This is a genomic window from Bacillus safensis (assembly GCF_039619585.1).
GTDB classification, from domain to species: Bacteria; Bacillota; Bacilli; order Bacillales; family Bacillaceae; genus Bacillus; species Bacillus safensis.
Window position 1 is genome coordinate 1,371,903 of the sequence record NZ_CP154909.1, and the last position, 23,266, is coordinate 1,395,168.

Below are 23,266 nucleotides of genomic sequence, written 5' to 3' on the forward strand. Positions count from 1 at the left end.
AAGAATTAAAAAGATAGAACCCTGAAAGATAAGGGGAGGGAATCTTTTTGAATGATCAGGAAGTAAGTGAAAATCTATCCTTTTTCGCGATGCTGTTTCGTGTCGATGAAAATCCGCAAACAGGGATGTGGCTCCTATATGGCACCATCCTTGTTTTAGCTATTATTGTTTTTAAGCTCGGCTTTGCAAGACGTTTACCGATTTTAAAAGCGCTCGTGATTTATTTGTTTTTGATTTTTGGCTGCACGTTTCTCACATTTCTAGGTATCTTCCTGCCAGTAGCGGAAGGACTGGTTGTGGCAGCTGCCATTTTGATTATTTATAAAATACGGCTGCATCGTGCGAAAAAAGAAGGAACAGTCAATACGTAAAAAAAGACCTGAACATGTGTCAGGTCTTTTTTTATGTCTTTTGTTCTTTCTTTCCTTTTTTCTTCTTTTTCTCTTTTGTCGCAGGATCCTGATAAAGAGAGAATCTGCCGGTTTTGATGCGAGCTTCTGTCTTTATTTTAATGCGTTCTTGGCAGTCATCGCACATATATGTATGAATTGGCCGGTTTCTTAACCGTTTCGCAACAAGTGTATCATCATCAATGGTTTCAAGCTTTTCACATAATGAGCACTTCACTCTCATCATTTTCACCTCACTTTAATGCATTTATTATAGCATGTTTTCCAGCCACTTAAAATCAGCGTAGAAAAAGGCTTATATCACAGGAGATATAAGCCGTTCTCATTATTTCTTCTGATTCATATGATGGTTTGATTGGTCGTTTTGATTTTTTTCTAACTGTTTTTGATCTCGTTCTTTGAGCTGATTATTCGGATCATTTGTCGGATCCTTTTCGTTACGGTCGATCTCATTTTTCGGCATCTCAGGCATCACGCGGCCGACAATGGCAGCCAGTTCATCCATAATACCGCTTACAGGACGGCCTGCTTGAATTTCTTTGCCCATTTCTTTTAAACGGCTGACTGTATCCGGATCAGCAACCACAACAGCATTTGCACCTTCCGGATCATTTCTCAGCGCTTTTGCAACTGAATATTTAATGGTTTCTACTTTGCTTCTATCTAAATCATCTTTTACATCAATACCAACAACAGCATAGCGTCCGATGACGATTGCCGTTGCATCATTGACATCTGCTACGTGCTCAGTCACATTGACAAGATGCTGCGCAACATCTGTGGATGGGCGGGCTTGATCTGTCTTTTTCTTCGATGAGTCAGACACCCTTACTAAGTGCTGGCGTCCATCTTGCTTGTCCAGCGCCTCTGGCTTTTCCTGCTGCTGGCAAGCGCCTAACAGAATGATCGTTTGAATCATGAATAATGTCAAAAATAGTCGCATTTATATTCCCTCCTTCACAAACTGCATGATTTATTTTATTGTTGAATTAACCTTCTAACTTTATTCATGAAAACATATATTTTAACAATCGTTTTGGGAAAGACAAGGATGAATGAAACCCCGATCAGGAGGCGAAGGACCTGAGTAAAATTTATGTATTAGACACAAATGTGTTATTACAGGATCCGAATTCAATCTTTTCATTTGAAGACAACGAGGTCGTCATTCCGGCCGTTGTGTTAGAAGAAGTAGACTCGAAAAAGAGATACATGGACGAGGTTGGGCAAAACGCCCGGCGCGTCTCACGTTTAATCGACGGTTTGAGATCGAAAGGGAAACTGCATGAAAAAATTACACTAGAATCAAAAGGGACGCTGCGCATCGAGCTGAATCACCGCTCTTTCCATGAACTTCAAGAAATTTTTATTGAAAAAACGAACGATAATCGGATTTTAGCGGTCGCGAAAAATTTGAGCTTAGAGGAAGAAACAAAGCCTCACGGCCGGCCTGTCATTTTGGTCAGTAAGGATGTCTTAGTCAGGGTAAAGGCAGATGCGATAGGTCTCCAAGCAGAGGACTTCTTAAGTGATCGTGTGCTGCAAAACGAAGACATTGATAACGGCTATCATGAGCTCTATATTCCGACCGAGCAATTGAATACATTTTATAAGCAAAGTCAATTGCCGATAAAAGAAGTCACAAGTGCACCATTAAACCCTCATCAATTTGTCATTATGAAGGGGAATGAAGGCGGTTCTGCTTTAGGAATGCTTGATCAAAAGGCAGAGCATGTGAAACGGCTTATTTATGATCAAGAGCATGTTTGGGGAATCCGTCCGAAAAATGTTCAGCAGACGATGGCCCTAGAGCTGCTATTGCGACGTGATATTCCGCTTGTGACATTGATCGGAAAAGCGGGTACTGGTAAAACACTCCTTGCACTTGCTGCCGGATTAATGCAGACAGAGGATCTCGGCATGTTTAAAAAACTGATCGTAGCCCGTTCCATTGTCCCTGTTGGCAAGGATTTAGGCTACTTGCCGGGTGAAAAGGAAGAGAAACTCAGACCATGGATGCAGCCGATTTATGACAACCTGGAATTTTTATTTAATACAAAAAAACCTGGTGAACTTGATGCCATTTTGGCGGGAATTGGTTCTATTCAAGTGGAAGCTTTAACGTATATCCGTGGAAGAAGTATTCCTGATCAATTTATTATCATTGATGAGGCGCAGAATTTAACGAAACACGAGGTAAAAACATTATTAACGCGCGTCGGAGAGGGAAGTAAAATTGTGCTGATGGGGGACCCGGAGCAGATTGATCATCCTTATTTAGACAGCTTAAATAATGGGCTTACGTATGTCATTGAGCGGTTCAAAGGTCAGCAAATATCTGGACATGTCAAGCTTGTCAAAGGAGAAAGGTCTGGACTTGCACAGCTTGCAGCTGATTTGCTGTAGTCCAGACCCTCTGTCTTATGTAATGATGAGCTCTTTGACACCTTTTATCGGCTGAGTGAGGTTGGACTGATCTGCGAAATAAACGTGGATTGGTCCTTCTTCTGTCATCGGCTTCCCATTTTGGCTGAAGTGTGCAATGCTTTCCATTGCCTGAGAAAGCGGAACAGCAATTGTCTCTGTTTCTGTGACAAATTCGCATGTGTCTGCATGTTCAAGCGGTTCTGCATTTTTCAGCATATCACCCAGCTTCATTCCGAAGCTGCCTGTGATGAGTCTTTCCTTTTCGTACTTCTTCTCTGTTTTTAAAGTGGGTGGAAGTGTTTGTCCTTCTCTGATCACCCGCTCTTGGTCAAGCTCCTGATCCAGCTGACTTTCTTCATTTGCCGTGCTTTTTTCAAAAAATGAATCCATTAAAAATTTGCGGTCATCAAAAATCCATACACTTGGATCAATGGTGATCTTGTACTTTACGTTCCCCTTAATTTGAATGATGCTCATGTTCAAGACAACCCCTTTCCAACATAAATTATAGAAGTTTTCGCCTGCTTTGTCACTTTCATAAACATGCTTTTCCTTGTACACACTAATCGTACATGAAAGATAGGGAGGATGTTGGGCATGGCATGTCGTGACAATGAAGAGCTTCAGCGATTTGTAGAAGAAGCAAAAAAAGTGGCCAAAGGTGGCAAAGTAGCATCCTATATTCCCGCTCTCGCCAAAGCGGATCAGACGGATTTATCTGTGGCTGTGTACCATGTGAGTAATACTTGCCACTCGGCAGGAGATGTAGATAAACGCTTTACCCTGCAAAGTATTTCTAAAGTATTAGCCCTTGCGCTCGTACTCTCAGAAGAAGGGCCAAAAAAAGTCTTTCAATTTGTTGGACAAGAGCCAACAGGTGACCCGTTTAATTCAATGATTAAGCTGGAAACAGCAAGTCCGAATAAGCCGCTGAATCCGATGATTAATGCAGGAGCGCTTGCAGTCACAAGCTTAATAAGAGGAGCGACTCCGCAAGATCAGCTGAACCGCTTGCTCCGCTTTATTAGAGAGCTCGCAAATGACAAAAGCATTACATACTGCAAGGAAACAGCCGCATCCGAATTTGAGACATCGATGATTAACCGGGCTATGTGCTATTATATGAAGCAATATCATATTATTAGAGGGAACGTAGAAGAGGTCATGGATGTGTATACGAAACAATGCGCCATCATGATGAACAGCTTAGATTTGGCGAAAATTGCTTGTGTTTTTTCATTAGATGGCAGACATCCAGAGACGGGCAAGCAAATTCTTTCAAAAGATGTCGCTAGAATTTGTAAAACCTTTATGGTGACGTGCGGCATGTATAATGCAAGCGGGGAATTTGCCATTAATATCGGCATACCTGCTAAAAGCGGTGTTTCAGGCGGGATTATGGGAGCGGCACCATATGATTTTGGGATCGGAATTTTCGGTCCTGCCCTGGATGAAAAAGGGAATAGTATTGCTGGGATTAAGCTGCTTGAGCTCATGAGTGAAAAATATGAGATGAGTATCTTTTAATGAGAAATGTCTTCTTTTTATTTTCACAAAGCGAACTGTACAAATCTGCTTGCAATTTTGGGCGTTTCGCTTTATGATAAATAGAAGAATTAGGTACTCGCCTGGGGAACGGAGGGATACTTTTGGCGTCAGAAATTTTAGTCGATCATCGGCAAAAAGCACTGGCTTTATTAAAATTGGATGCAGATAAAATTTTAAAATTGATCCAAGTGCAAATGGACAACTTAACGATGCCGCAATGTCCTCTTTATGAAGAGGTTTTAGATACTCAAATGTTCGGATTATCGAGAGAGATTGATTTTGCTGTCCGGCTTGGATTAGTTGATCAACATGAAGGCAAGAAACTACTCGATAAACTTGAGAGAGAGCTTTCCGCACTTCATGATGCGTTCACAAAAAAATAACGATTGAAAACTCAAACTTCCACAACATAAGTTTGAGTTTTTTTGTCCCCTATTTTCTTTTGATGGATTGACGGCAAACGGACTTGATTCTTTCATGAATGACGAACAATATAAAAGAGGTAAAACGGGATCAAACGGAGAAAATGTAGTAGAATAAGAACAGCTAAGAAGATATCAAGCAGTAGAAACAGACGTTAGGAAGAGGATTATATGTTAAAGAGAATGCTAAAATCGTATGACTACTCATTATTGTTCGCCATTATCTTAATCAGCGCATTCGGTTTGGTTATGGTATATAGCTCAAGTATGATTACATCTGTTATCAGATACGATGCCGCGCCAGATAACTTTTTTAAGAAACAGCTCTTATTTATGATTGTTGGAGCAGCCATCTTAATCTTTACAGCATTAGTTCCATATCAGCTGTTTTCAAATAAGAAATTTCAGATTGGTATGCTGCTGATTTCAGTTTTTTCCCTCATCTATGTGTACTTTCTCGGTCATGTTGCAGGGAACGCAAGAAGCTGGATCAAATTAGGCCCTTTTAGTCTTCAGCCAGCTGAATTTGTGAAGATTGTCGTCATCATCTATCTTGCTGCGGTCTATGCCAAAAAGCAGCATTATATTGATCATATTTTAAGAGGTGTCACGCCTCCAATCGTGATTGTCTCTATCCTGTGCGGATTTATCATTTTGCAGCCAGACTATGGGACAGCATTTATTATCGGCATGATTGCCCTTGCGATGATTTTATGCTCAGGCTTTAGCGGCAAAACGCTTGCGAAGCTGCTGGCGCTATTTAGTGCAGTGATGGTCGTCGTGACCCCGTTTATTATTCTTTTTTGGGATAAAATTTTCACGCAGAATCGTCTCGGACGTTTTGAGAGTTTCCAAGATCCATTTAAAGATGCAGGGGCTACTGGGCATCAATTGATTAATTCATATTATGCGATTGGATCAGGCGGCTTTTTTGGACTCGGTCTAGGGGAAAGTGTTCAAAAGTACGGGTATCTTCCAGAACCGCACACAGATTTTATCATGGCAATTATCTCAGAAGAGCTTGGTTTTTTCGGCGTGTTTTTTGTTCTCGCTCTTCTTGGTTTCATCGTCGTGAAAGGTTTTTATATTGCGAGAAAGTGTGAAGATCCGTTTGGAAGTTTGCTTGCAATAGGAATTTCCTCCATGATTGCGATCCAAACTTGTATCAATTTAGGCGGTGTTTCAGGACTTATTCCAATTACTGGGGTGACACTTCCGTTTATCAGCTACGGGGGATCGTCTATCATTTTACTTAGCATCTGTATGGGGATGCTGCTGAATATCAGCATGTTTACTGAATATAAAGAGCGTTACAAAAAGAAAAAATCAATGAGCAAACCAGCGGTTGAAAAAAATGGATTGCAGAAAACTTTGAATCTTTAGAAAACAAAAGTGTACAGTTTTCATTTCTTCCTTTATTATAGAGTACATATAAAATTTTAAGGGATATGGAGGAGTGAGAATGTCACAGAGAACAATTCAAAAGGTTCTAGTTGCAAACAGAGGGGAAATCGCTATCAGAGTCTTCAGGGCCTGTACGGAGCTCAACTTACGTACAGTGGCCATTTATTCCAAAGAAGACTCGGGCTCTTATCATCGCTATAAAGCTGATGAAGCATATCTAGTTGGAGAAGGGAAGAAACCGATTGATGCCTACCTCGATATCGAGGGGATCATCGAAATTGCAAAACGAAATGACGTGGATGCGATTCATCCAGGCTACGGATTTTTATCCGAAAACATTCATTTTGCAAGACGATGCGAAGAGGAAGGCATTCAATTTATCGGTCCAACTTCTCAGCATTTAGATATGTTTGGAGATAAAGTAAAGGCGAGAGATGAAGCGAAAAAAGCTGGTATTCCAGTCATTCCAGGAAGTGACGGACCAGTTGATTCGGTCGAAGAAGTCGAAAAATTCGGTGAAGAATACGGTTACCCGTTTATTATTAAAGCTTCACTAGGCGGCGGCGGCCGGGGTATGCGGATTGTCAGATCAAAAGAAGAGCTGAAGGAAGCTTATGACCGTGCGAAGTCAGAGGCCAAAGCTGCTTTTGGAAATGACGAAGTATACGTTGAAAAGCTGATTGAAAATCCAAAACATATTGAAGTGCAGGTGATTGGAGACAATCACGGCAATATTATTCATTTATATGAGCGTGACTGCTCTGTTCAAAGGCGGCATCAAAAGGTCATTGAAGTGGCGCCAAGTGTGTCTCTAACAGATCAATTGCGTGAAGATATTTGCGAAGCGGCTGTCCAGCTGGCCCAAAATGTATCGTACATTAATGCAGGGACTGTAGAATTCCTAGTTGCAAATGGAGAGTTTTACTTTATTGAAGTCAATCCAAGGGTGCAGGTAGAACACACGATCACAGAAATGATCACAGGTGTCGATATCGTTCAAACTCAAATTCTTGTTGCAAAGGGGCATAACCTTCACAGCAAAGAAGTTGGTATTCCAAAGCAAGAAGATATCTTTACACACGGCTTTGCCATTCAATCAAGGGTCACAACAGAAGATCCTTTAAATGACTTTATGCCAGACACAGGAAAAATTATGGCCTACCGCTCAGGTGGGGGATTTGGTGTACGTCTTGATACAGGGAACAGCTTCCAAGGTGCGGTCATTACACCTTATTACGACTCACTATTGGTCAAGCTGTCCACATGGGCGCTCACGTTTGATCAAGCGGCTGCTAAAATGGTTCGAAATTTACAAGAATTCAGGATTCGCGGAATTAAAACAAACATCCCATTTCTTGAAAACGTAGCTAAGCATGAAAAGTTCCTAAAAGGGGAATACGATACATCGTTTATCGACTCAACGCCAGAGCTATTTAATTTCCCTAAGCAAAAAGACCGCGGAACGAAGATGCTGACTTATATTGGTAACGTTACCATTAATGGGTTCCCGGGTATTGCGGAGAAAAAGAAGCCTCATTTTGACAAGCCAGACGTACCGAAGCTTCCACTCAAGCAAGAGATTCCGTCTGGGACAAAACAATTGTTAGATACGCATGGACCTGAGGAGCTTGCCAACTGGGTGAAAGAACAAAATAACGTCCTTTTAACTGACACAACCTTTAGAGATGCGCATCAGTCTCTGCTTGCGACACGCTTCAGAACACATGATTTAAAGAAAGTTGCCCAGCCGACAGCAGGTTTATGGCCAGAGCTGTTTAGTATGGAAATGTGGGGCGGGGCTACATTTGATGTTGCGTACCGTTTCTTAAAAGAAGATCCTTGGGAACGATTGAAAGAGCTTCGTCAGGAAGTGCCAAACACGCTGTTCCAAATGCTTTTAAGATCATCAAACGCTGTCGGATATACAAACTATCCGGATAATGTGATCAAAGCATTTGTAAAAGAATCAGCCGAGGCAGGCATTGATGTGTTCCGTATTTTCGACAGCTTAAACTGGGTCAAAGGCATGACGCTTGCCATTGATTCTGTTCGGGAATCAGGCAAAGTGGCAGAGGCGGCGATTTGTTATACGGGAGATATTCTTGATCCATCTCGTCCAAAATATGATCTTGGGTACTATGTATCTCTTGCAAAAGAGCTTGAATCTGCCGGCGCGCATATTTTAGGTATTAAAGATATGGCGGGGCTATTAAAACCGCAGGCAGCCTACGAGCTAGTCTCTGCTTTAAAAGATGAGCTTACGATCCCTATCCATCTTCATACGCATGACACGAGTGGAAATGGACTGTTCACCTATGCAAGAGCGATTGATGCAGGTGTTGATATTGTGGATGTTGCCGTCAGCTCTATGGCAGGACTCACATCGCAGCCAAGTGCAAGCTCACTTTATTATGCTTTAGATGGACATGAAAGAAAGCCAGACATGAATGTCCAATCTGTCGAACGCCTTTCTCAATACTGGGATTCCGTCAGAAAATACTATCATGAATTTGAAAGCGGCATGAATTCGCCTCATACAGAAATTTATGAGCATGAAATGCCTGGCGGTCAATATAGTAACTTGCAGCAGCAGGCGAAAGGTGTCGGTCTTGGCGAGCGCTGGAATGAAGTAAAGGAAATGTACAGACGTGTGAATGACATGTTTGGTGATATTGTAAAGGTAACACCATCCTCTAAAGTAGTTGGAGATATGGCACTTTATATGGTGCAAAATGATCTAACAGAAGAAGATGTTTATGAAAAAGGCGCAACACTAGACTTCCCGGATTCTGTTGTGGAATTATTTAAAGGCTATTTAGGCCAGCCGCATGGCGGATTCCCAGAAAAGCTGCAAAAGCTGATTTTAAAAGGGGAAGAGCCTCTTACTGTCAGACCTGGTGAGAAGCTGAAGCCAGTGGACTTTGAAGACATTAAGAAGCAGTTCAAAGAATCTCATGACCTGACGTTAACAGAGCAAGACGCAATTGCGTATGCCTTATATCCGAAAGTCTTTTCTGAATTTGTCCAAACAGCAGAAAGCTATGGTGACATCTCTGTTCTTGATACACCAACGTTCTTCTACGGGATGAGGCTTGGAGAAGAGATTGAGGTAGAAATCGAAAAAGGAAAAACCCTGATTGTCAAACTCGTATCAATTGGTGAACCGAATCCAGATGCCACAAGAGTTCTTTACTTTGAGTTAAATGGCCAGCCGCGTGAAGTGGTGATTAAGGATGAAAGCATCAAATCCTCCGTTCAAGAAAAAATGAAGGCGGACCGTTCAAATCCAAATCACATCGCCGCATCGATGCCAGGCACTGTCATTAAAGTACTCGTGGAAAAAGGGCAGAAAATTTCACAAGGTGAGCATTTGATGATCAATGAAGCCATGAAAATGGAAACGACTGTACAAGCACCATTTTCTGCGGTCGTAGATGAAATACATGTGACAAATGGAGAGCCGATTCAAACCGGTGATCTGTTAATCGTATTAAAGCCTGAATAAGAAGTGAGACACATCCACCGTGATGTGTCTCAGCGTGTAGACAAACCCTCGCATTCTTTGTCAGTCCTGTGCGCTGGTGCTCACGAATGTCAAATTCGCTCTGCAAAAGTAGCTGTACTTCCTAGACTGCAAAGGTTTTCTATCACGCTGAAAAGAAGACACATCCACCGTGATGTGTCTTTTTTTTTGAGCGCATTAAAATGTGCAGCAGCCAGTGAGAGTGATTACACTATAGAGTGAGGTGAAGAAGGTTGGACAACATTGTTGTGATTTGGTTTCGCCGGGATATGCGATTAGATGATCATATCGCCTTGTCAAAAGCGATCACATATGCAAAAAAACACGAGTACAAATTATTTGCTCTTTATCATCTAGATCCATTTTTTACTGAAATGGACCTCGATTTAAACAACGAACATTTTTTTCAAAGCTTGGCGCATTTTATCAAGAAAGCAAGAGAATCTCAAATGTATGTTCATCTTCTCTATGGGGATGTCTTGCGTGCCTTTCAGCAAGTTATCGATGTGTATGACATCAAAGCTGTCTTTTTTAATGAAGATCAAGTGGGAATCGGTCAAAAGCGTGACCATCAAGTAACCGCTTTTTTAGAAAAGAAGGGCATTCATGTATCAAAATGGCAAGATACACACCTTCACGGGGCGCAAGATATTTTAAAAAGGGATGGCACTTATTATCAAGTGTTTACTCCATACTATCAATCATGGCGAAAGCAAGAGAAGCAGCCTGTGATAAAAGTTGACAAATCATTTCTCAGCAGCGCTCATACGATTTGTGATGAGTCACTTTCACACAAAGGGAATGACAAACTACGCAGCATAATCATGAGATGCTCAAGAAAATTTGATCAAATCGGCTCACACAAAGCGATGAACACGCTGCAAGACTTTATCCAAAAAAGACTAACACGTTACCATGAAAAACGAGATATGCCATCTGTTTTTGGAACGAGTAAGCTGTCACGTTTCTTAAAAACAGGGACCATCTCAATTCGAACGATCTTTCATGCGATTCATGAGGAGGGGCTGTTTGAAGACGAGGGTCGAGAAACCTTTATCAAAGAGCTGGCGTGGCGAGATTTTTACCATATGATTTATGCTCATTATCCAGAGATGAAAGAAAAAGAAATCAATTCAGCGTTTCAAGGGATGAAATGGAATGAAGATGAGACGCTGTTTGAAGCATGGTGTAAAGGTGAAACAGGCTTTCCTCTCGTTGATGCAGGGATGAGACAGTTAAATGAGGAAGGCTGGATGCATAACCGTTTAAGGATGGTCACCGCCTCATTTTTAACAAAGGATTATTTGATTGATTGGAGAAAGGGAGAAGCGTATTTTGCAAAAAAGCTTGTGGATTATGATGAGGCTTCGAATATCGGAGGATTTCAGTGGGCAGCTTCTGTTGGGACAGATGCCGTGCCGTACTTCCGTATTTTTAACCCAACGACCCAGTCAAAGCGGTTTGATCCAAGCGGGGAATATATTAGAAGATATGTACGAGAGCTAGAGCATGTTGAGGAAAAATGGATTCATGAACCAAGTAAAATGCCGATAGATGAACAACGGAAATCGAGCTGTGTGCTGGGTGATACATACCCGCTGCCGACAGTTGATCACAAGGAAAGACGCAAAAAAGCCATCTCGCTATTCGAAGAAGCAAAACGACAATAAAGAATCCCCCTCTCTACATGAAAGGGGGATACAATTTTTATCTAAATGGCTCTTTGCTTTCATATTTAAACCGGGCAATAAGTAAGCAGAAGTAGCATAGCACCCCAAACAAACAAGAAATAAAGAATGAATGAGCCAGCGCGTAACCAAGTGCAAGCTGAGAATAAACAGACATCACACCTGAAATGGCTTGAAGTGTAATCAGAATGGCTGAGATAATCCATCCATAATACAGCTGCTTCTGTTCTTTATAATGTTTTATGGCATGGAACATAGCGACAAATATCCAGACGAATAAAAGAAGTGCTGCTGCTCGGTGAGACATTTGAACCCACTGATTAAAATACGCTGGAAGCGCACCGTCTTTTGAACAAAACGGGAAGACAGAACAAGCAAGGCTTGACTTTGTATGTCTCACATAAGCGCCCGTATATACCACGATATACGTATACGTGATCAACCCATAAATATGGAACTGCATTTTTTTGCCGATATGAAGCGGCTTCACAAGCTTTGTTTCAGATCTGGTTGCTTCAAAGACAAGAAGTGCAAGCAGTAATACTGAAGCAAATGAAATGAGTGAAATACCGAAGTGCAGTGCCATCACAAGTGCGTTAGAACCAAATACGACGGCAAGAGCTCCTAACAGCGCTTGAAGCATTAAAAATATAATGGACATGATGACCAAAAATTTGGTTTCACGGAATACTGGACTAATTTTTTTCCAGCATAAGACCGCCAGTGCCAGAACAAGAATGGTGGAAACCCCTGTTGACATGCGGTGACTCCATTCGATGATGGAAGCGGGGTTCATTTCAGGAAAGAAACGACCGTGGCAAAGGGGCCACTGTCTACCGCAGCCAAGACCCGAACCGGTTTTCGTCACAAGCGCACCGCCAATCAGCACGATCAGCATCACAAACGTTGTGATCACGCTCAATAGCCTTAAAGCAAATTTCATCAAATTATTTCACCTTCTCTAAAAAACTTCTGATGTAAATGAAAACCTCACATGCTCTCAAGTTTAAGCCAAATGCGTGTTCTGTTGCAATTCATAATGACCAAAGTTCACAAAAAAATGATATGTCAGTTCACAAAGTTTACAGATTTAGAGTGCTTGATCTTTCTTTGACAGTCTGATAGAAATAGAGGAGAGAATATTTCATTTTGCACCGCCTTCTGAAACACACATATATCCTAATAAATTCACGAAAAGTTCACAAATAACTTCAAGTTTGTCGTTTATTATTTAATAGGATGTTTTTTTACAGCTGTTTATCTTGTATGATAGAGTTGTAATGATTTTACGTGTCATTCGTTCGTTTGAAGGTTTGGGCAAGGGAGGTTATACACATTGGCAAATTCCAAAACAGCCGCGGAAGCAGCTATTCATGGACAAATAGAAGAAACAACAGCGTGGAAAGATTTTCTTGCTCTGATTAAAATGGGCATCGTCAATTCCAATTTCATTACGACATTTACTGGAATGTGGCTTGCTTTTTATTTTACAGGTATGAGTTTTCTTGGAAATCTTGATATTGTGCTGTTAACAATGATTGGTTCTTCTCTTATTATTGCCGGTTCATGCGCAATTAATAATGCGTTTGACCGTGATATTGATATATTAATGGAAAGAACAAAAACAAGACCGACGGTTACAGGTAAAATTCAGCCGGGGCAAGCGTATGCATTTGGCATTCTGCTTGTTGTATTAGGACTCATTATGCTTCTGATGACAACCATTACATCAGCAGTGATTGGATTTATTGGAGTCTTTACTTATGCGGTTCTTTACACCATGTGGTCTAAACGCCATTACACCATCAATACAGTTATCGGAAGTGTATCTGGCGCGGTTCCGCCATTAATCGGCTGGACAGCTGTCACAGGTACAATCGACACAACGGCTTGGGTTTTGTTTATGATTATGTTCATTTGGCAAATCCCGCACTTCCTGTCACTTGCGATTAAGAAAACGGAAGATTACCGTAAGGCGGGCATTCCAATGCTGCCAGTTGTTTACGGCTTTGAAGTCACAAAACGTCAGATCATCATTTGGACAGCATGTCTTCTACCGCTTCCATTTTTCTTAGGTGGATTAGGATGGCCGATTGTCGCACTTGGTACATTGCTTAATATTGGATGGCTTGTTATTGGCCTTATGGGCTTTAAAATGAAAGACATCATGAAGTGGTCGACGCTCATGTTCGTTTATTCATTAAACTACTTAACCATCTTTTTCGTAGCGATGATTATTATTACACTATTCTAGAGTGAAATACACTTTGATCACAACAAAACAATGGCTATATCTTATAACACAACATTTTCTAACAACTATGAAAGCCGCCTGATATTCAGTTCTATTTAGGCGGCTTTCTGTTTATACATAGATGGTATTTTGAGTAAAAACATCATTTTTTTATGAAAAGAGGAAATGTAAGTGCTTTTATAAGAGGCGGGGGTTATAGATGGGTGAGAAGTGATTTTATAAATAAGAGGTAAAAAGCGAAAGGCAAAGGAGATCAAGCAAAAGGGGTTGGGACAAATTATGATAAGAAAATGGCGTGTTTATTCACTGTTTCTCTTACTGACGCTCGTTTTGGCGGGCTGTGGTGAACCATACTTATCAACACTCAAGCCAGTTGGGGAAGTAGCAGATAAACAGTTTTTCCTAACGGTACTGAGTACACTTATTATGGTTCTTGTCGTCATTGTTGTATCGATCATTTTCTTTTACGTCATCATTAAATTCAAACGTTCTAAAGTGGGAGAAGATACGATTCCAAAGCAGGTGGAAGGGAACCGCAACTTGGAAATCACATGGACAGCGATTCCGATTCTTCTACTCATTATTCTCGTTGTACCTGTTGTTGCATACACGCTTGAACTAGGGGACACAAGCGCTATGGATAAGAAAAAACGAGATCCTGAAAAGACACTTGTTGTTAATGTAAGAGCCAGCCTATATTGGTGGGAATTTGAATACCCTGATTATGGGATTGTCACAAGTCAGGAATTGATCGTACCAACAGATCAAAAGGTGTATTTTAAGCTGAAAGCATCCGATGTCAAACACTCATTCTGGATTCCATCGGCTGGCGGTAAAATTGATACAAACACAGATAATGAGAACAAATTTTATTTAACCTTTGACTCGAAACGAACGAAAGATGCAGGGGAATATTTCTACGGGAAATGTGCGGAGCTTTGCGGGCCGTCACATGCTTTAATGGACTTTAAAGTTAAAACGCTTTCTCAAGATGAGTTCTTAGGATGGACGAAAAAAATGGCTGATTACAAGAAGCCTGAATCCACAAAGGATCTCGCTTTAGAGGGTGAAAAGCTATTTAAAGAGAAAAACTGCTTAAGCTGTCACGCAGTAGAGCCTGGTGACAAGCGGCCGGAAGCAGCAAGGACAGCACCAAACCTTGCGACCTTCGGAGAGCGAACGAAAGTAGCTGGAATCAAAGACATGAACAAAGAAAATGTGAAAGCATGGCTGAAAGATCCGGAAAGCTTTAAACCAGGTAATAAAATGACAGGAACGTACCCTAAATTAAATGACTCAGAAGCAGATGCACTTTACGAGTATTTAAAAGGTCTTAGAATCGAGTAACGCCTAGAGCAAATATTCAAGAGGGTATGTGATCAATGTGAAGTTTTTGTTAAGAGCTCCCGAATATGTCTCTACAACCGAGAAGCCGTCATCTGTCAGACATAGTCTGCTTAAAGGATCGTGAAGAAAGACATCTATATGAAAAGGGGCAAATGGGAGATAAGAGGGGGATTTCATGGTGAGTACAATAGCTAAAAAGCGGGGGTTTGGCGCTGTCTTATGGGATTACTTGACAACGGTTGACCACAAAAAAATTGCCATATTATATTTAGTGGCAGGGGGATTTTTCTTTTTGGTTGGCGGGATAGAAGCGATGTTTATCCGTATTCAGCTAGCCATCCCTGAAAGTGATTTTGTCAGTGCAGGGGTTTACAATGAAATCATGACGATGCATGGAACGACAATGATTTTCCTTGCAGCTATGCCGCTTTTATTTGCATTAATGAATGCGGTTGTACCAATTCAAATTGGTGCACGTGACGTAGCATTTCCGTTTGTGAATTCACTTGGTTTTTGGTTATTCTTTTTCGGAGGAATTTTCTTAAACCTTGGATGGTTTATGGGCGGAGCACCTGATGCTGGCTGGACTGCATACGCTTCGCTCACGCTGAATTCAGAAGGGCATGGAATGGATTTCTATATTTTAGGTTTGCAGATTGCGGGTATTGGTACGCTGATTGCCGGGATTAACTTTCTTGCAACGATTATTAATATGAGAGCGCCTGGCATGACGTATATGAGAATGCCGCTCTTTACTTGGACGACATTTGTCGCCTCTGCACTTATTTTATTCGCATTCCCGCCGCTGACAGCAGGGCTTGCGATGCTGATGCTTGATAGAATGTTTGACACGAGCTTTTTCAATCCAGAGCTTGGAGGAAATACAATCATCTGGGAGCATTTGTTCTGGATTTTCGGACACCCGGAAGTATATATCTTGATCCTGCCGGCATTCGGAATCTTCTCTGAGATCATTCCGGTGTTTGCAAGAAAAAGATTGTTTGGTTACTCGTCCATGGTGTTCGCTACTGTATTGATTGGTTTCCTTGGATTCATGGTATGGGCGCATCACATGTTCACTACGGGGCTTGGACCTATCGCCAATGCGATCTTTGCTGTAGCGACCATGGCAATTGCGGTGCCAACAGGAATTAAAGTATTCAACTGGCTGCTCACGATATGGGGCGGTAATGTGAAGTTTACAACGCCGATGCTTTATTCTGTTGCCTTTATTCCGTCGTTCTTACTTGGCGGGGTAACTGGGGTCATGCTTGCGGCAGCTGCAGCGGATTATCAGTTCCATGATACGTATTTTGTTGTGGCGCATTTCCATTACGTCATTATCGGCGGGGTTGTATTCGGTATTCTAGCAGGTGTGCATTACTGGTGGCCGAAGATGTTTGGAAAAATACTGAATGAGAAGCTTGGAAAAATTGGCTTTGTGCTGTTTTTCATCGGTTTCCATTTAACTTTCTTTATCCAGCATTTTCTCGGTCTATGGGGCATGCCGCGCCGGGTCTTTACATTCCTGCCAGGTCAGGGTCTCGAGCTTGGGAACTTGATCAGTACGATTGGGGCACTGTTTATGTTTGTAGCTGTTGTGATCATGCTGATTAATATCATCTGGACAACAGCCAAAGGGGAGGGTGTATCGAGCGATCCTTGGGGAGATGGAAGAACACTTGAATGGGCAGTGTCTTCGCCTCCGCCAGAATACAACTTTAAACAGCTTCCGCTTGTCAGAGGACTAGATCCATTATGGATTGAAAAAATGGATGGTAAAAAAGGAATGACAGCATCTGAACCGCTCGATGATATTCACATGCCGAATAACTCCATCTTGCCTGTCATTATCTCATTCGGTCTATTTGTGTCAGCGTTTGGTTTCATGTATCGTCAAGAGCACAGCTGGGGGCTTCCGGTGATCTTCATTGGTCTTGGCATTACGTTTGCGACCATGCTGGTTAGGTCTCTGAAAGATGATCATGGATACCATATTCACAAAGAAGATTTGACTGACGACGATGATAAAGGGGTGAAAGCATAATGGAACCACAAAAAATGACGGCGGAAACCTTTCCGGCTTCTCCTGAGAAGGCCACGTTAGAAGGGAAGAATAAGTTTGTCGGGTTCTGGCTGTTTCTTGGAGGAGAAACCGTTCTGTTTGCATCGCTTTTCGCCACTTATTTGGCGCTGAAAAACTCAAATGCAGGCGGAGCAAAAACAACTGATATGTTTGACCTCACACTTGTCTTTATTGCCACAATGCTTCTATTAACGAGCAGTTTAACGAGTGTGTATGCCATGTATCATATGAAAAACTTTGCCTTTAAAAAGATGCAGCTTTGGCTTGGTATCACGGTCCTTTTAGGTGCTGGATTTTTAGGGGTTGAGATTTATGAGTTTTATCACTATGTGCATGCGTATGAGTTTACGATTACCAGCTCAGCTCTTGGTTCTTCCTTCTATACACTTGTAGGAACTCACGGAGCTCACGTTGCCTTCGGACTTTGCTGGATTACCGCTCTTATGATTCGAAATATGAGACGCGGACTTGATTTATACAATGCGCCGAAATATTATGTGGCAAGTCTCTATTGGCACTTCATTGATGTTGTGTGGGTCTTCATCTTTACCGTTGTATATTTAATGGGAATGGTGGGATAAGAATGGGAAATAAAAACACAAATCAGTCCAAAGTCGATCTTGTATATCGTAAAAAGAAAAATGCCGAGGAAATGAAGCATCAGCTCATTTCCTTCGGCTTGATGATTGGATTAACATTTGTTGCGTTTTTAACGATCGCCTCAGAAGACGTTGGAAATTGGTTCGCAGTACCATTTATTTTACTGCTTGCAGGCATTCAGGTAGCTTTTCAGCTTTATTATTTTATGCACATGAACCAAAAAGGGCATGAAACACCCGCCTTGTTTCTATACTCAGGTGTGTTTGTTGCGTTTATTACCGTATTAGCCTTTTTGACCATTATATGGTGGTAAACCCGCTTTGCCCTTGAAGGAGGCGCAGCAATGGAGAACTTAGAAATATTCGGATTTCGGGCATTATGGAGCCCTTATTATTTGACTTGTATTGTGATAGCAGCTGCTCTTTATCTGCTTCTTGTGACAAAGGGAAAGCACCGTGCGACGGTGAAAGAGAAAACGTTATTTCTGACGGGGCTTGTTCTGTTATATGCTGTGAAAGGGAGCCCAATTGATTTAATGGGGCATATTATGTTTAGTGCACATATGACGCAAATGGCGGTGCTATACCTAGTCATCCCGCCTCTCCTTATTACAGGATTGCCTCCAGCCATATGGGAGCGGATCATTCAAACACCAGGTATTCAAGCTGTTTTCCGTTTGTTTTCCAAACCTTTAATTGCACTGCTTGGATTTAACGGATTGTTTTCGCTGTATCACATTCCGCTTGTGTTTGATTTTGTGAAAACAGATCCGTTTTACCACGCATTGATGACGGTGGTTATTTTTATCGCTGCCTTTTTCATGTGGTGGCCGCTTGTCCATAAAGTCCAAAGTCAGCCGCAGATCACAGGCATTTTGAAGCTTGGATATATCATGGCAGACGGGATATTGATGACTCCGGCCTGCGCACTCATCATGTTTAGTGAGGCACCGATTTATGCAACCTATTCAGATGCAGGCGCCTGGATACAAGCACTGCATTTATGTGTGCCAAGTGATATGCTTGCTGGCCTTGCTCTCACTGGCCCTGATATGTTCCACACCTTGCCGCTGCTAGAGGATCAGCAGCTAGGTGCCATTTTAATGAAAATTATTCAGGAGATTGTGTACGGCTCTATTCTTGCTGTTGTCTTCTTTGACTGGGCAAGAAAAGAAAGAGCGAAAGATGCCGTACCAGATGCGCTTATTCCGAAATATGAATAAAAAAAGCACAGCCATCTGGCTGTGCTTTCATCTAGGGCTAAAATAAAGAATATTTTAGCCCTTTGTTTTATGCTTCAGCCGTCATGGCTTCTAGTTTTTCCTTCAGCTGTGCAAGTGTTTTTTTGCTCGATTGGATGAGAGACTTAGGGAATTCTTCGCCTTCGCCGTATTCAACGCCATGTGGATAATAGTGTTTTCCAAGTAATGGTGTTAGAAGCTGAATGTGTGCCTTTTTGGCACCGACATCTCCTTCAGTAGCGTAGCCGGAAATCCGTAAATAAAAGGTTCCCTCTACCATGCTGTACTTTCTGTCGTACGTCACACGCTCATAATCCCATTGATCGGCTCGTACAAATCCTTCGCTTTCCATAATGAAATCTAATTTATTTAAGTCAGCTGATACCTCTTCAATCCCCGTACCTTCAAACTTCACCCAAAACCCCTCCTTATAAAATTTCCCTTTACTGACAATCATAGTATGAAAGCGTTAAACTTTCAACTGTGAAAGGTATGTTCTTTTATAAGCTGGTTACAGTAATAAAGAAAATAACGGATGGAGGAATCAACGTGAAAACGAAAAAAATCAAAGATATTATGACAAAAAAAGTAGTGACATGTCAGCAAGATGACAATACGTATGAAGCAGCAGTCAAAATGAGAGATGCTGATATCGGTGCCATTCCAGTGGTTGACGGAGATCAGCTCGTTGGGATAGTGACAGACCGTGACCTTGTGCTTAGAGGCATTGCAGAAAAGAAGCCAAACTCACAGGAAGTGGGCTCGCTGATGACAAAGGAAGTACTAACAGCTGAAGAAGATGCAACACTTGAAGAAATTGTCCGGCTCATGTCAGAGCATCAGCTCCGCCGCATTCCTGTTGTTAAAAACGGCGCATTAACAGGGATTGTCGCTCTAGGAGATTTATCAGTCGAAGATTTATCAAATGATCGCGCGGGAGAGGCACTGACAGAAATCTCTCAACAGGATCAAGATCATGGACAAGGATTTCTTCATTAAGAGGGGCATATTTTAAATTCGTGTTAAATAGGCTGTATTGTCGTTGATAAATGGAGCAAGTTTTGTTTAAATGACAGTAGAAGGTACTTTTTGTACCTTGCCAATTTAACGGAGGTGTTTATTTGAAAACTGTGCTCAAAACACTCCTCATCCTCCTGATTATATCTGGAACGTACGTTCTGTTTATTCAATATGGATCTTCACCAGAAAAAGAAAACAGCAATGAACCGAAGGTGTCTAATGAAGAAACATCTAGCGATAAGCCGATCAACATCCCAAAAAAGGGACTCATGTCCTTTATGGGGAAATCTTCAAACGAAGTGCTTAAACAGCTGGGAGAACCAGATCGCATTGATCCTTCCGCATATGATTATGACTGGTGGATTTACAACCAATCGAAGAAGCACTATATTCAAGTAGGGGTAAAGGATAGTAAAGTGGTGACCTTGTTTGCAACAGGAGACGGACTGAATGTAGAACCGTTTAAAATCGGTCAAGCCACAAGTGAAGTATTTAAGAAAACACAAATTGCACCTTACATTCATGTAGAGGATGAACAAAATTCATACCGCTTTGAATTCTCAGAAGATGATATGAATACAAGACCCACTGTGAAAGTGGGAGATGATGTGTATGTTCAGCTTTACATGGATAAGTTTGAAAGCACCCTTTCAAGTATCAGGGCCTTCAACGCAGATACATTTGTGAAACAAAAGCCGTATGAGGTGGTCTATCGAGGTCAATTGATAGAACCTGAGGCGATATCAGGTGAAAAGTGGAAAGATATCGAAGCTTCCAGTCAAAAACAAATTTTTGATATGACCAATATTATCCGCCATAAGTACAACCTGCCGATCTTAAAGTGGGATGATGAAACCTCTGAAGTGGCCTTCATGCATAGTGAGGACATGAAAGAGAATCATTATTTCTCCCATGAATCTAAAAAATACGGTACGCTGAAAGACCGGTTAGAAAGAGGCGAGGTGGGCTTTCAGCTCGCAGGTGAAAACATTGCTTATAACTATGTCGATGGACCCGCAGCGGTAGAGGGCTGGCTCAATAGTGAAGGTCACAGGAAGGCGTTATTAAATAAAGATTACACGCATCTTGGCGTAGGGGTAAAAGAAAAATATTACACCCAAAATTTCATCAAGAAAACATCTTAAACGAAAGCAGCTGCATGGTCGCAGCTGCTTTTTTGATGGTTAAAAAGAGGCTCACCAAAACAGATGCTGATGTATATAGTATAGTAGGCATTTGTATGGGGGGTGAGGATATGACAAACAAGCAAAAACAAACATCCATTGATGAATTTAAACAATTCGTCAGACGCCATCCGAAGTTAATTCAAGAAGTGCAATCGCAAGAAAAAAGCTGGCAAAGTGTATACGAGAATTGGGTCATGTTTGGTGAGGAAGATGAGATGTGGTCACCTTACCGGCAATTGAAATCTGAAGATGCGAAAGAAGAAAAAGCCTCTAAGCCAAGTGAAACAGGAAAAGCAGATTTTATGTCTAAAATGGTTTCTGCTGTGAAAAAAATGGACGCTGATCAAATGAATGAACAGATTAACAAAATGAGCCAGTCTATTTCCTCTTTACAAAGCTTACTCGGCCAATTTTCATCCAATGGTTCAAAGAAAGGTTCATCTGGAGGCAGTCAGCACCCATTCTCCTTCAGGAAAGATTAAGTGAAAGGGGATGCTTCTGGTGCGAAAAGAAGTACAGGAATTTGTCATGGCCGAAGAGGAGCGAATCAAATTCATAAGGCAGCGTCCTATCTGGTACAGACAGCTGACGCGGCATCCTGAAAATCTAACGTCCTTTGAATTAGATAAAATGAACTTTTACGAAAAAACCATTCCTCATCGTGTGAGTCAGTTGAGCAATAGCGTCCAAATGGCTGAAATGATGATTCAAATGTTCCAAGCAATGCGCAATCAAAATGGAGCCGGCTGAGGCTTTTTTTGAGTTGATTAAGATGTCTATTTCCTGAGCATCCTATAAAAGTAGATGAAAGGAGAATCAGATGATGAAATGGATGCTGTCAATAGGCGCATTGCTTTTTCTTGTCACCGGGTGTCAAAGTCAACATGGAGAAGAGCAAGTGATTAAGCAAGACCCAGCAGTACCAGTCATGCAGCAAGCCCAAAGCGAAATGAAGCAGCAAGGCTTTTTGAAATACAAAGTGCAAGGGGCATCTGTCTATATAGAAAGTACACTTCAAGATTTTCATCTTCAGCCAGAGCGTCTGAAAAAGAACGAGAAGGTGGGATATTTTACAGTGTATGTAGACGGGAAACGTGCAGGGAATGAGTATACCGCGGCATTTGTGGTCAAGCATCTTTCAAAAGGAAAGCATAAAATGACCGTTGTGCTGAATTCCCGTCATCCAGAATATAAACAGAAAAGAGAAACATGGGATGTATTTGTCACGTAAAAGCATTTTCTGATCCATAGGTTTCGTGGTAAACTATGAATTGGAGGTGCAACATTTATGTATGCGACAATCGAATCTGTGGAGCTCCAAGAGGAAGCAAATCAATTGGCTGCCATGATTCTTCAGTCGGAGGAGGCTGAACATTACCGCAACTGCTTTAAGCGTCTCCAGCAAGACGAAGAAGCCCAACAAATTATTGCCCATTTTACAAAAGTAAAAGAGCAGTATGAGGATGTGCAGCGGTTCGGCAAGTATCATCCGGACTATAGAACGATCTCAAAGGAAATGCGTGAGGTCAAAAGAAAGCTAGATCTTCACGATACAGTGGTTGATTTCAAAAAAGCAGAAACAGCGATTCAATCCATCTTAGATGAGATTAGTATTGAAATCGGTCAAGCTGTATCAGCATATATTAAAGTTCCAACAGGGAACCCATATTTTGATGGTCTATCATCATGCAGCGGCGGCTGTGGATCAGGTGGCAGCTGCGGCTGTAAAGTATCTTGACGAGACTTGAATGTCTCGTCTTTTACATAATGAATGAAAAGAATTGAAAAGCGGCAGGTGAAAAGATGGAAACCAAACGTCAAGGGATGGTTGTCTGGCTGCATTCGTTAAAGCAGTCAAAAGCGCTAAGAAAATTCGGGAATGTTCACTATATTTCAAGGAAAATGAAATATGCCGTGATCTATTGTGATATGGATGATCTTGAGCGCCATATGGCTAAACTCAGCTCGTTACCATTTGTGAAACGTGTTGAGCCTTCATATAAACCTTTTATTAAATTAGAGTACGAATCCAAATTGGACAAAGCAAAAGAGTATGATTATAAGGTGGGCTTTTAAAGACACAAAAAAATCCCCGCGGCATCACCCGCGG

At 41.6% G+C, this 23,266-nt stretch carries 25 protein-coding genes; 20 read left to right on the top strand and 5 right to left on the bottom strand.

The genetic code is table 11. The annotated features are described in order from the left end of the window. Positions 1-89 precede the first annotated feature (89 nt). The gene (locus tag AAYR28_RS07010) at positions 90-371 is read left to right on the top strand and encodes a YlaH-like family protein (protein WP_044334035.1); all 282 of its coding nucleotides are present in this window, start codon (positions 90-92) and stop codon (positions 369-371) included. Between the two features lie 31 nt (positions 372-402). On the opposite strand, the gene AAYR28_RS07015 is transcribed toward AAYR28_RS07010, so the two are convergent. Both AAYR28_RS07015 and AAYR28_RS07020 read right to left on the bottom strand, forming a co-directional pair. Then, on the bottom strand, positions 403-633 hold the full coding sequence (locus AAYR28_RS07015; protein ID WP_024424769.1) for a YlaI family protein: 231 nt from the start codon (positions 631-633) through the stop codon (positions 403-405). Between the two features lie 102 nt (positions 634-735). Continuing rightward, the gene (locus AAYR28_RS07020; protein WP_034621084.1) at positions 736-1,353 is read right to left on the bottom strand and encodes a YhcN/YlaJ family sporulation lipoprotein; all 618 of its coding nucleotides are present in this window, start codon (positions 1,351-1,353) and stop codon (positions 736-738) included. A gap of 140 nt (positions 1,354-1,493) precedes the next feature. Here AAYR28_RS07020 and AAYR28_RS07025 point away from each other — a divergent pair, with 140 nt between their 5' ends. After that, positions 1,494-2,816, top strand: a complete 1,323-nt coding sequence (locus tag AAYR28_RS07025) for a PhoH family protein (protein ID WP_025092370.1) — start codon at positions 1,494-1,496, stop codon at positions 2,814-2,816. A gap of 15 nt (positions 2,817-2,831) precedes the next feature. On the opposite strand, the gene AAYR28_RS07030 is transcribed toward AAYR28_RS07025, so the two are convergent. Next, complete coding sequence (locus tag AAYR28_RS07030; RefSeq protein ID WP_024426903.1) at positions 2,832-3,314, bottom strand: hypothetical protein; 483 nt, start codon at positions 3,312-3,314, stop codon at positions 2,832-2,834. Between the two features lie 120 nt (positions 3,315-3,434). Here AAYR28_RS07030 and glsA point away from each other — a divergent pair, with 120 nt between their 5' ends. From glsA to AAYR28_RS07055, 5 genes are all read left to right on the top strand, one after another. Then, positions 3,435-4,364, top strand: a complete 930-nt coding sequence (glsA, locus tag AAYR28_RS07035) for a glutaminase A (protein ID WP_024426904.1) — start codon at positions 3,435-3,437, stop codon at positions 4,362-4,364. 122 nt (positions 4,365-4,486) lie between these two features. Then, complete coding sequence (locus AAYR28_RS07040; protein WP_003212509.1) at positions 4,487-4,768, top strand: YlaN family protein; 282 nt, start codon at positions 4,487-4,489, stop codon at positions 4,766-4,768. A gap of 210 nt (positions 4,769-4,978) precedes the next feature. Beyond that, on the top strand, positions 4,979-6,190 hold the full coding sequence (gene ftsW / locus AAYR28_RS07045) for a putative lipid II flippase FtsW (RefSeq protein WP_345808960.1): 1,212 nt from the start codon (positions 4,979-4,981) through the stop codon (positions 6,188-6,190). Positions 6,191-6,269: 79 nt separating this feature from the next. Next, positions 6,270-9,716, top strand: coding sequence for a pyruvate carboxylase (gene pyc, locus AAYR28_RS07050; RefSeq protein ID WP_345808961.1), 3,447 nt, complete (start codon positions 6,270-6,272; stop codon positions 9,714-9,716). 251 nt (positions 9,717-9,967) lie between these two features. Next, positions 9,968-11,404 (top strand): cryptochrome/photolyase family protein, encoded by a 1,437-nt coding sequence (locus AAYR28_RS07055; RefSeq protein ID WP_267542768.1) that lies wholly within the window; start codon positions 9,968-9,970, stop codon positions 11,402-11,404. Between the two features lie 37 nt (positions 11,405-11,441). Here AAYR28_RS07055 and AAYR28_RS07060 read toward each other — a convergent pair whose 3' ends face one another. Then, complete coding sequence (locus AAYR28_RS07060) at positions 11,442-12,365, bottom strand: COX15/CtaA family protein (protein WP_034281657.1); 924 nt, start codon at positions 12,363-12,365, stop codon at positions 11,442-11,444. A 393-nt stretch (positions 12,366-12,758) separates the two neighbouring features. Between AAYR28_RS07060 and cyoE the strand changes: the two genes are divergently transcribed. From cyoE to ctaG, 6 genes are all read left to right on the top strand, one after another. Continuing rightward, on the top strand, positions 12,759-13,676 hold the full coding sequence (gene cyoE, locus AAYR28_RS07065) for a heme o synthase (RefSeq protein ID WP_034281660.1): 918 nt from the start codon (positions 12,759-12,761) through the stop codon (positions 13,674-13,676). A 279-nt stretch (positions 13,677-13,955) separates the two neighbouring features. Then, positions 13,956-15,023, top strand: a complete 1,068-nt coding sequence (coxB, locus tag AAYR28_RS07070) for a cytochrome c oxidase subunit II (RefSeq protein ID WP_061109797.1) — start codon at positions 13,956-13,958, stop codon at positions 15,021-15,023. Between the two features lie 175 nt (positions 15,024-15,198). Continuing rightward, positions 15,199-17,070 (top strand): cytochrome c oxidase subunit I, encoded by a 1,872-nt coding sequence (gene ctaD, locus AAYR28_RS07075; RefSeq protein WP_061109798.1) that lies wholly within the window; start codon positions 15,199-15,201, stop codon positions 17,068-17,070. Further along, positions 17,070-17,690 carry a cytochrome c oxidase subunit III gene (gene ctaE / locus AAYR28_RS07080; protein WP_024424780.1) on the top strand — a complete coding sequence of 207 codons (621 nt, stop codon included), beginning with the start codon at positions 17,070-17,072 and terminating at the stop codon, positions 17,688-17,690. The genes ctaD and ctaE overlap by 1 nt, the downstream gene beginning before the upstream one ends. Before the next feature lie 2 nt (positions 17,691-17,692). Further along, positions 17,693-18,022, top strand: a complete 330-nt coding sequence (gene ctaF / locus AAYR28_RS07085; protein WP_024426910.1) for a cytochrome c oxidase subunit IVB — start codon at positions 17,693-17,695, stop codon at positions 18,020-18,022. Positions 18,023-18,052: 30 nt separating this feature from the next. Beyond that, a complete protein-coding gene (ctaG, locus tag AAYR28_RS07090; protein ID WP_061109799.1) occupies positions 18,053-18,931 on the top strand; it encodes a cytochrome c oxidase assembly factor CtaG in 879 nt (292 codons plus the stop codon). A 67-nt stretch (positions 18,932-18,998) separates the two neighbouring features. Here ctaG and AAYR28_RS07095 read toward each other — a convergent pair whose 3' ends face one another. Continuing rightward, positions 18,999-19,364, bottom strand: a complete 366-nt coding sequence (locus AAYR28_RS07095; protein WP_024426911.1) for a YugN family protein — start codon at positions 19,362-19,364, stop codon at positions 18,999-19,001. Positions 19,365-19,525: 161 nt separating this feature from the next. On the opposite strand from AAYR28_RS07095, the gene AAYR28_RS07100 reads away from it, so the two are divergent. The 7 genes from AAYR28_RS07100 to AAYR28_RS07130 all read left to right on the top strand — a co-directional run bounded on the left by AAYR28_RS07100 (position 19,526) and on the right by AAYR28_RS07130 (position 23,232). Next, on the top strand, positions 19,526-19,948 hold the full coding sequence (locus tag AAYR28_RS07100) for a CBS domain-containing protein (RefSeq protein ID WP_029707658.1): 423 nt from the start codon (positions 19,526-19,528) through the stop codon (positions 19,946-19,948). A gap of 122 nt (positions 19,949-20,070) precedes the next feature. After that, positions 20,071-21,114, top strand: a complete 1,044-nt coding sequence (locus tag AAYR28_RS07105) for a CAP domain-containing protein (protein WP_024426913.1) — start codon at positions 20,071-20,073, stop codon at positions 21,112-21,114. Positions 21,115-21,224: 110 nt separating this feature from the next. After that, on the top strand, positions 21,225-21,638 hold the full coding sequence (locus AAYR28_RS07110; protein ID WP_061109800.1) for a YlbD family protein: 414 nt from the start codon (positions 21,225-21,227) through the stop codon (positions 21,636-21,638). A 19-nt stretch (positions 21,639-21,657) separates the two neighbouring features. After that, positions 21,658-21,906: a YlbE-like family protein gene (locus tag AAYR28_RS07115; RefSeq protein ID WP_024424278.1), complete on the top strand. Its 249-nt coding sequence runs from the start codon at positions 21,658-21,660 to the stop codon at positions 21,904-21,906. A 73-nt stretch (positions 21,907-21,979) separates the two neighbouring features. Then, the gene (locus AAYR28_RS07120; RefSeq protein WP_345808962.1) at positions 21,980-22,387 is read left to right on the top strand and encodes a hypothetical protein; all 408 of its coding nucleotides are present in this window, start codon (positions 21,980-21,982) and stop codon (positions 22,385-22,387) included. A gap of 57 nt (positions 22,388-22,444) precedes the next feature. After that, positions 22,445-22,894 carry a YlbF family regulator gene (locus tag AAYR28_RS07125; protein WP_061109802.1) on the top strand — a complete coding sequence of 150 codons (450 nt, stop codon included), beginning with the start codon at positions 22,445-22,447 and terminating at the stop codon, positions 22,892-22,894. A 65-nt stretch (positions 22,895-22,959) separates the two neighbouring features. Continuing rightward, positions 22,960-23,232 carry a YlbG family protein gene (locus tag AAYR28_RS07130; protein WP_024424276.1) on the top strand — a complete coding sequence of 91 codons (273 nt, stop codon included), beginning with the start codon at positions 22,960-22,962 and terminating at the stop codon, positions 23,230-23,232. The last annotated feature ends 34 nt before the right edge of the window (positions 23,233-23,266 follow it).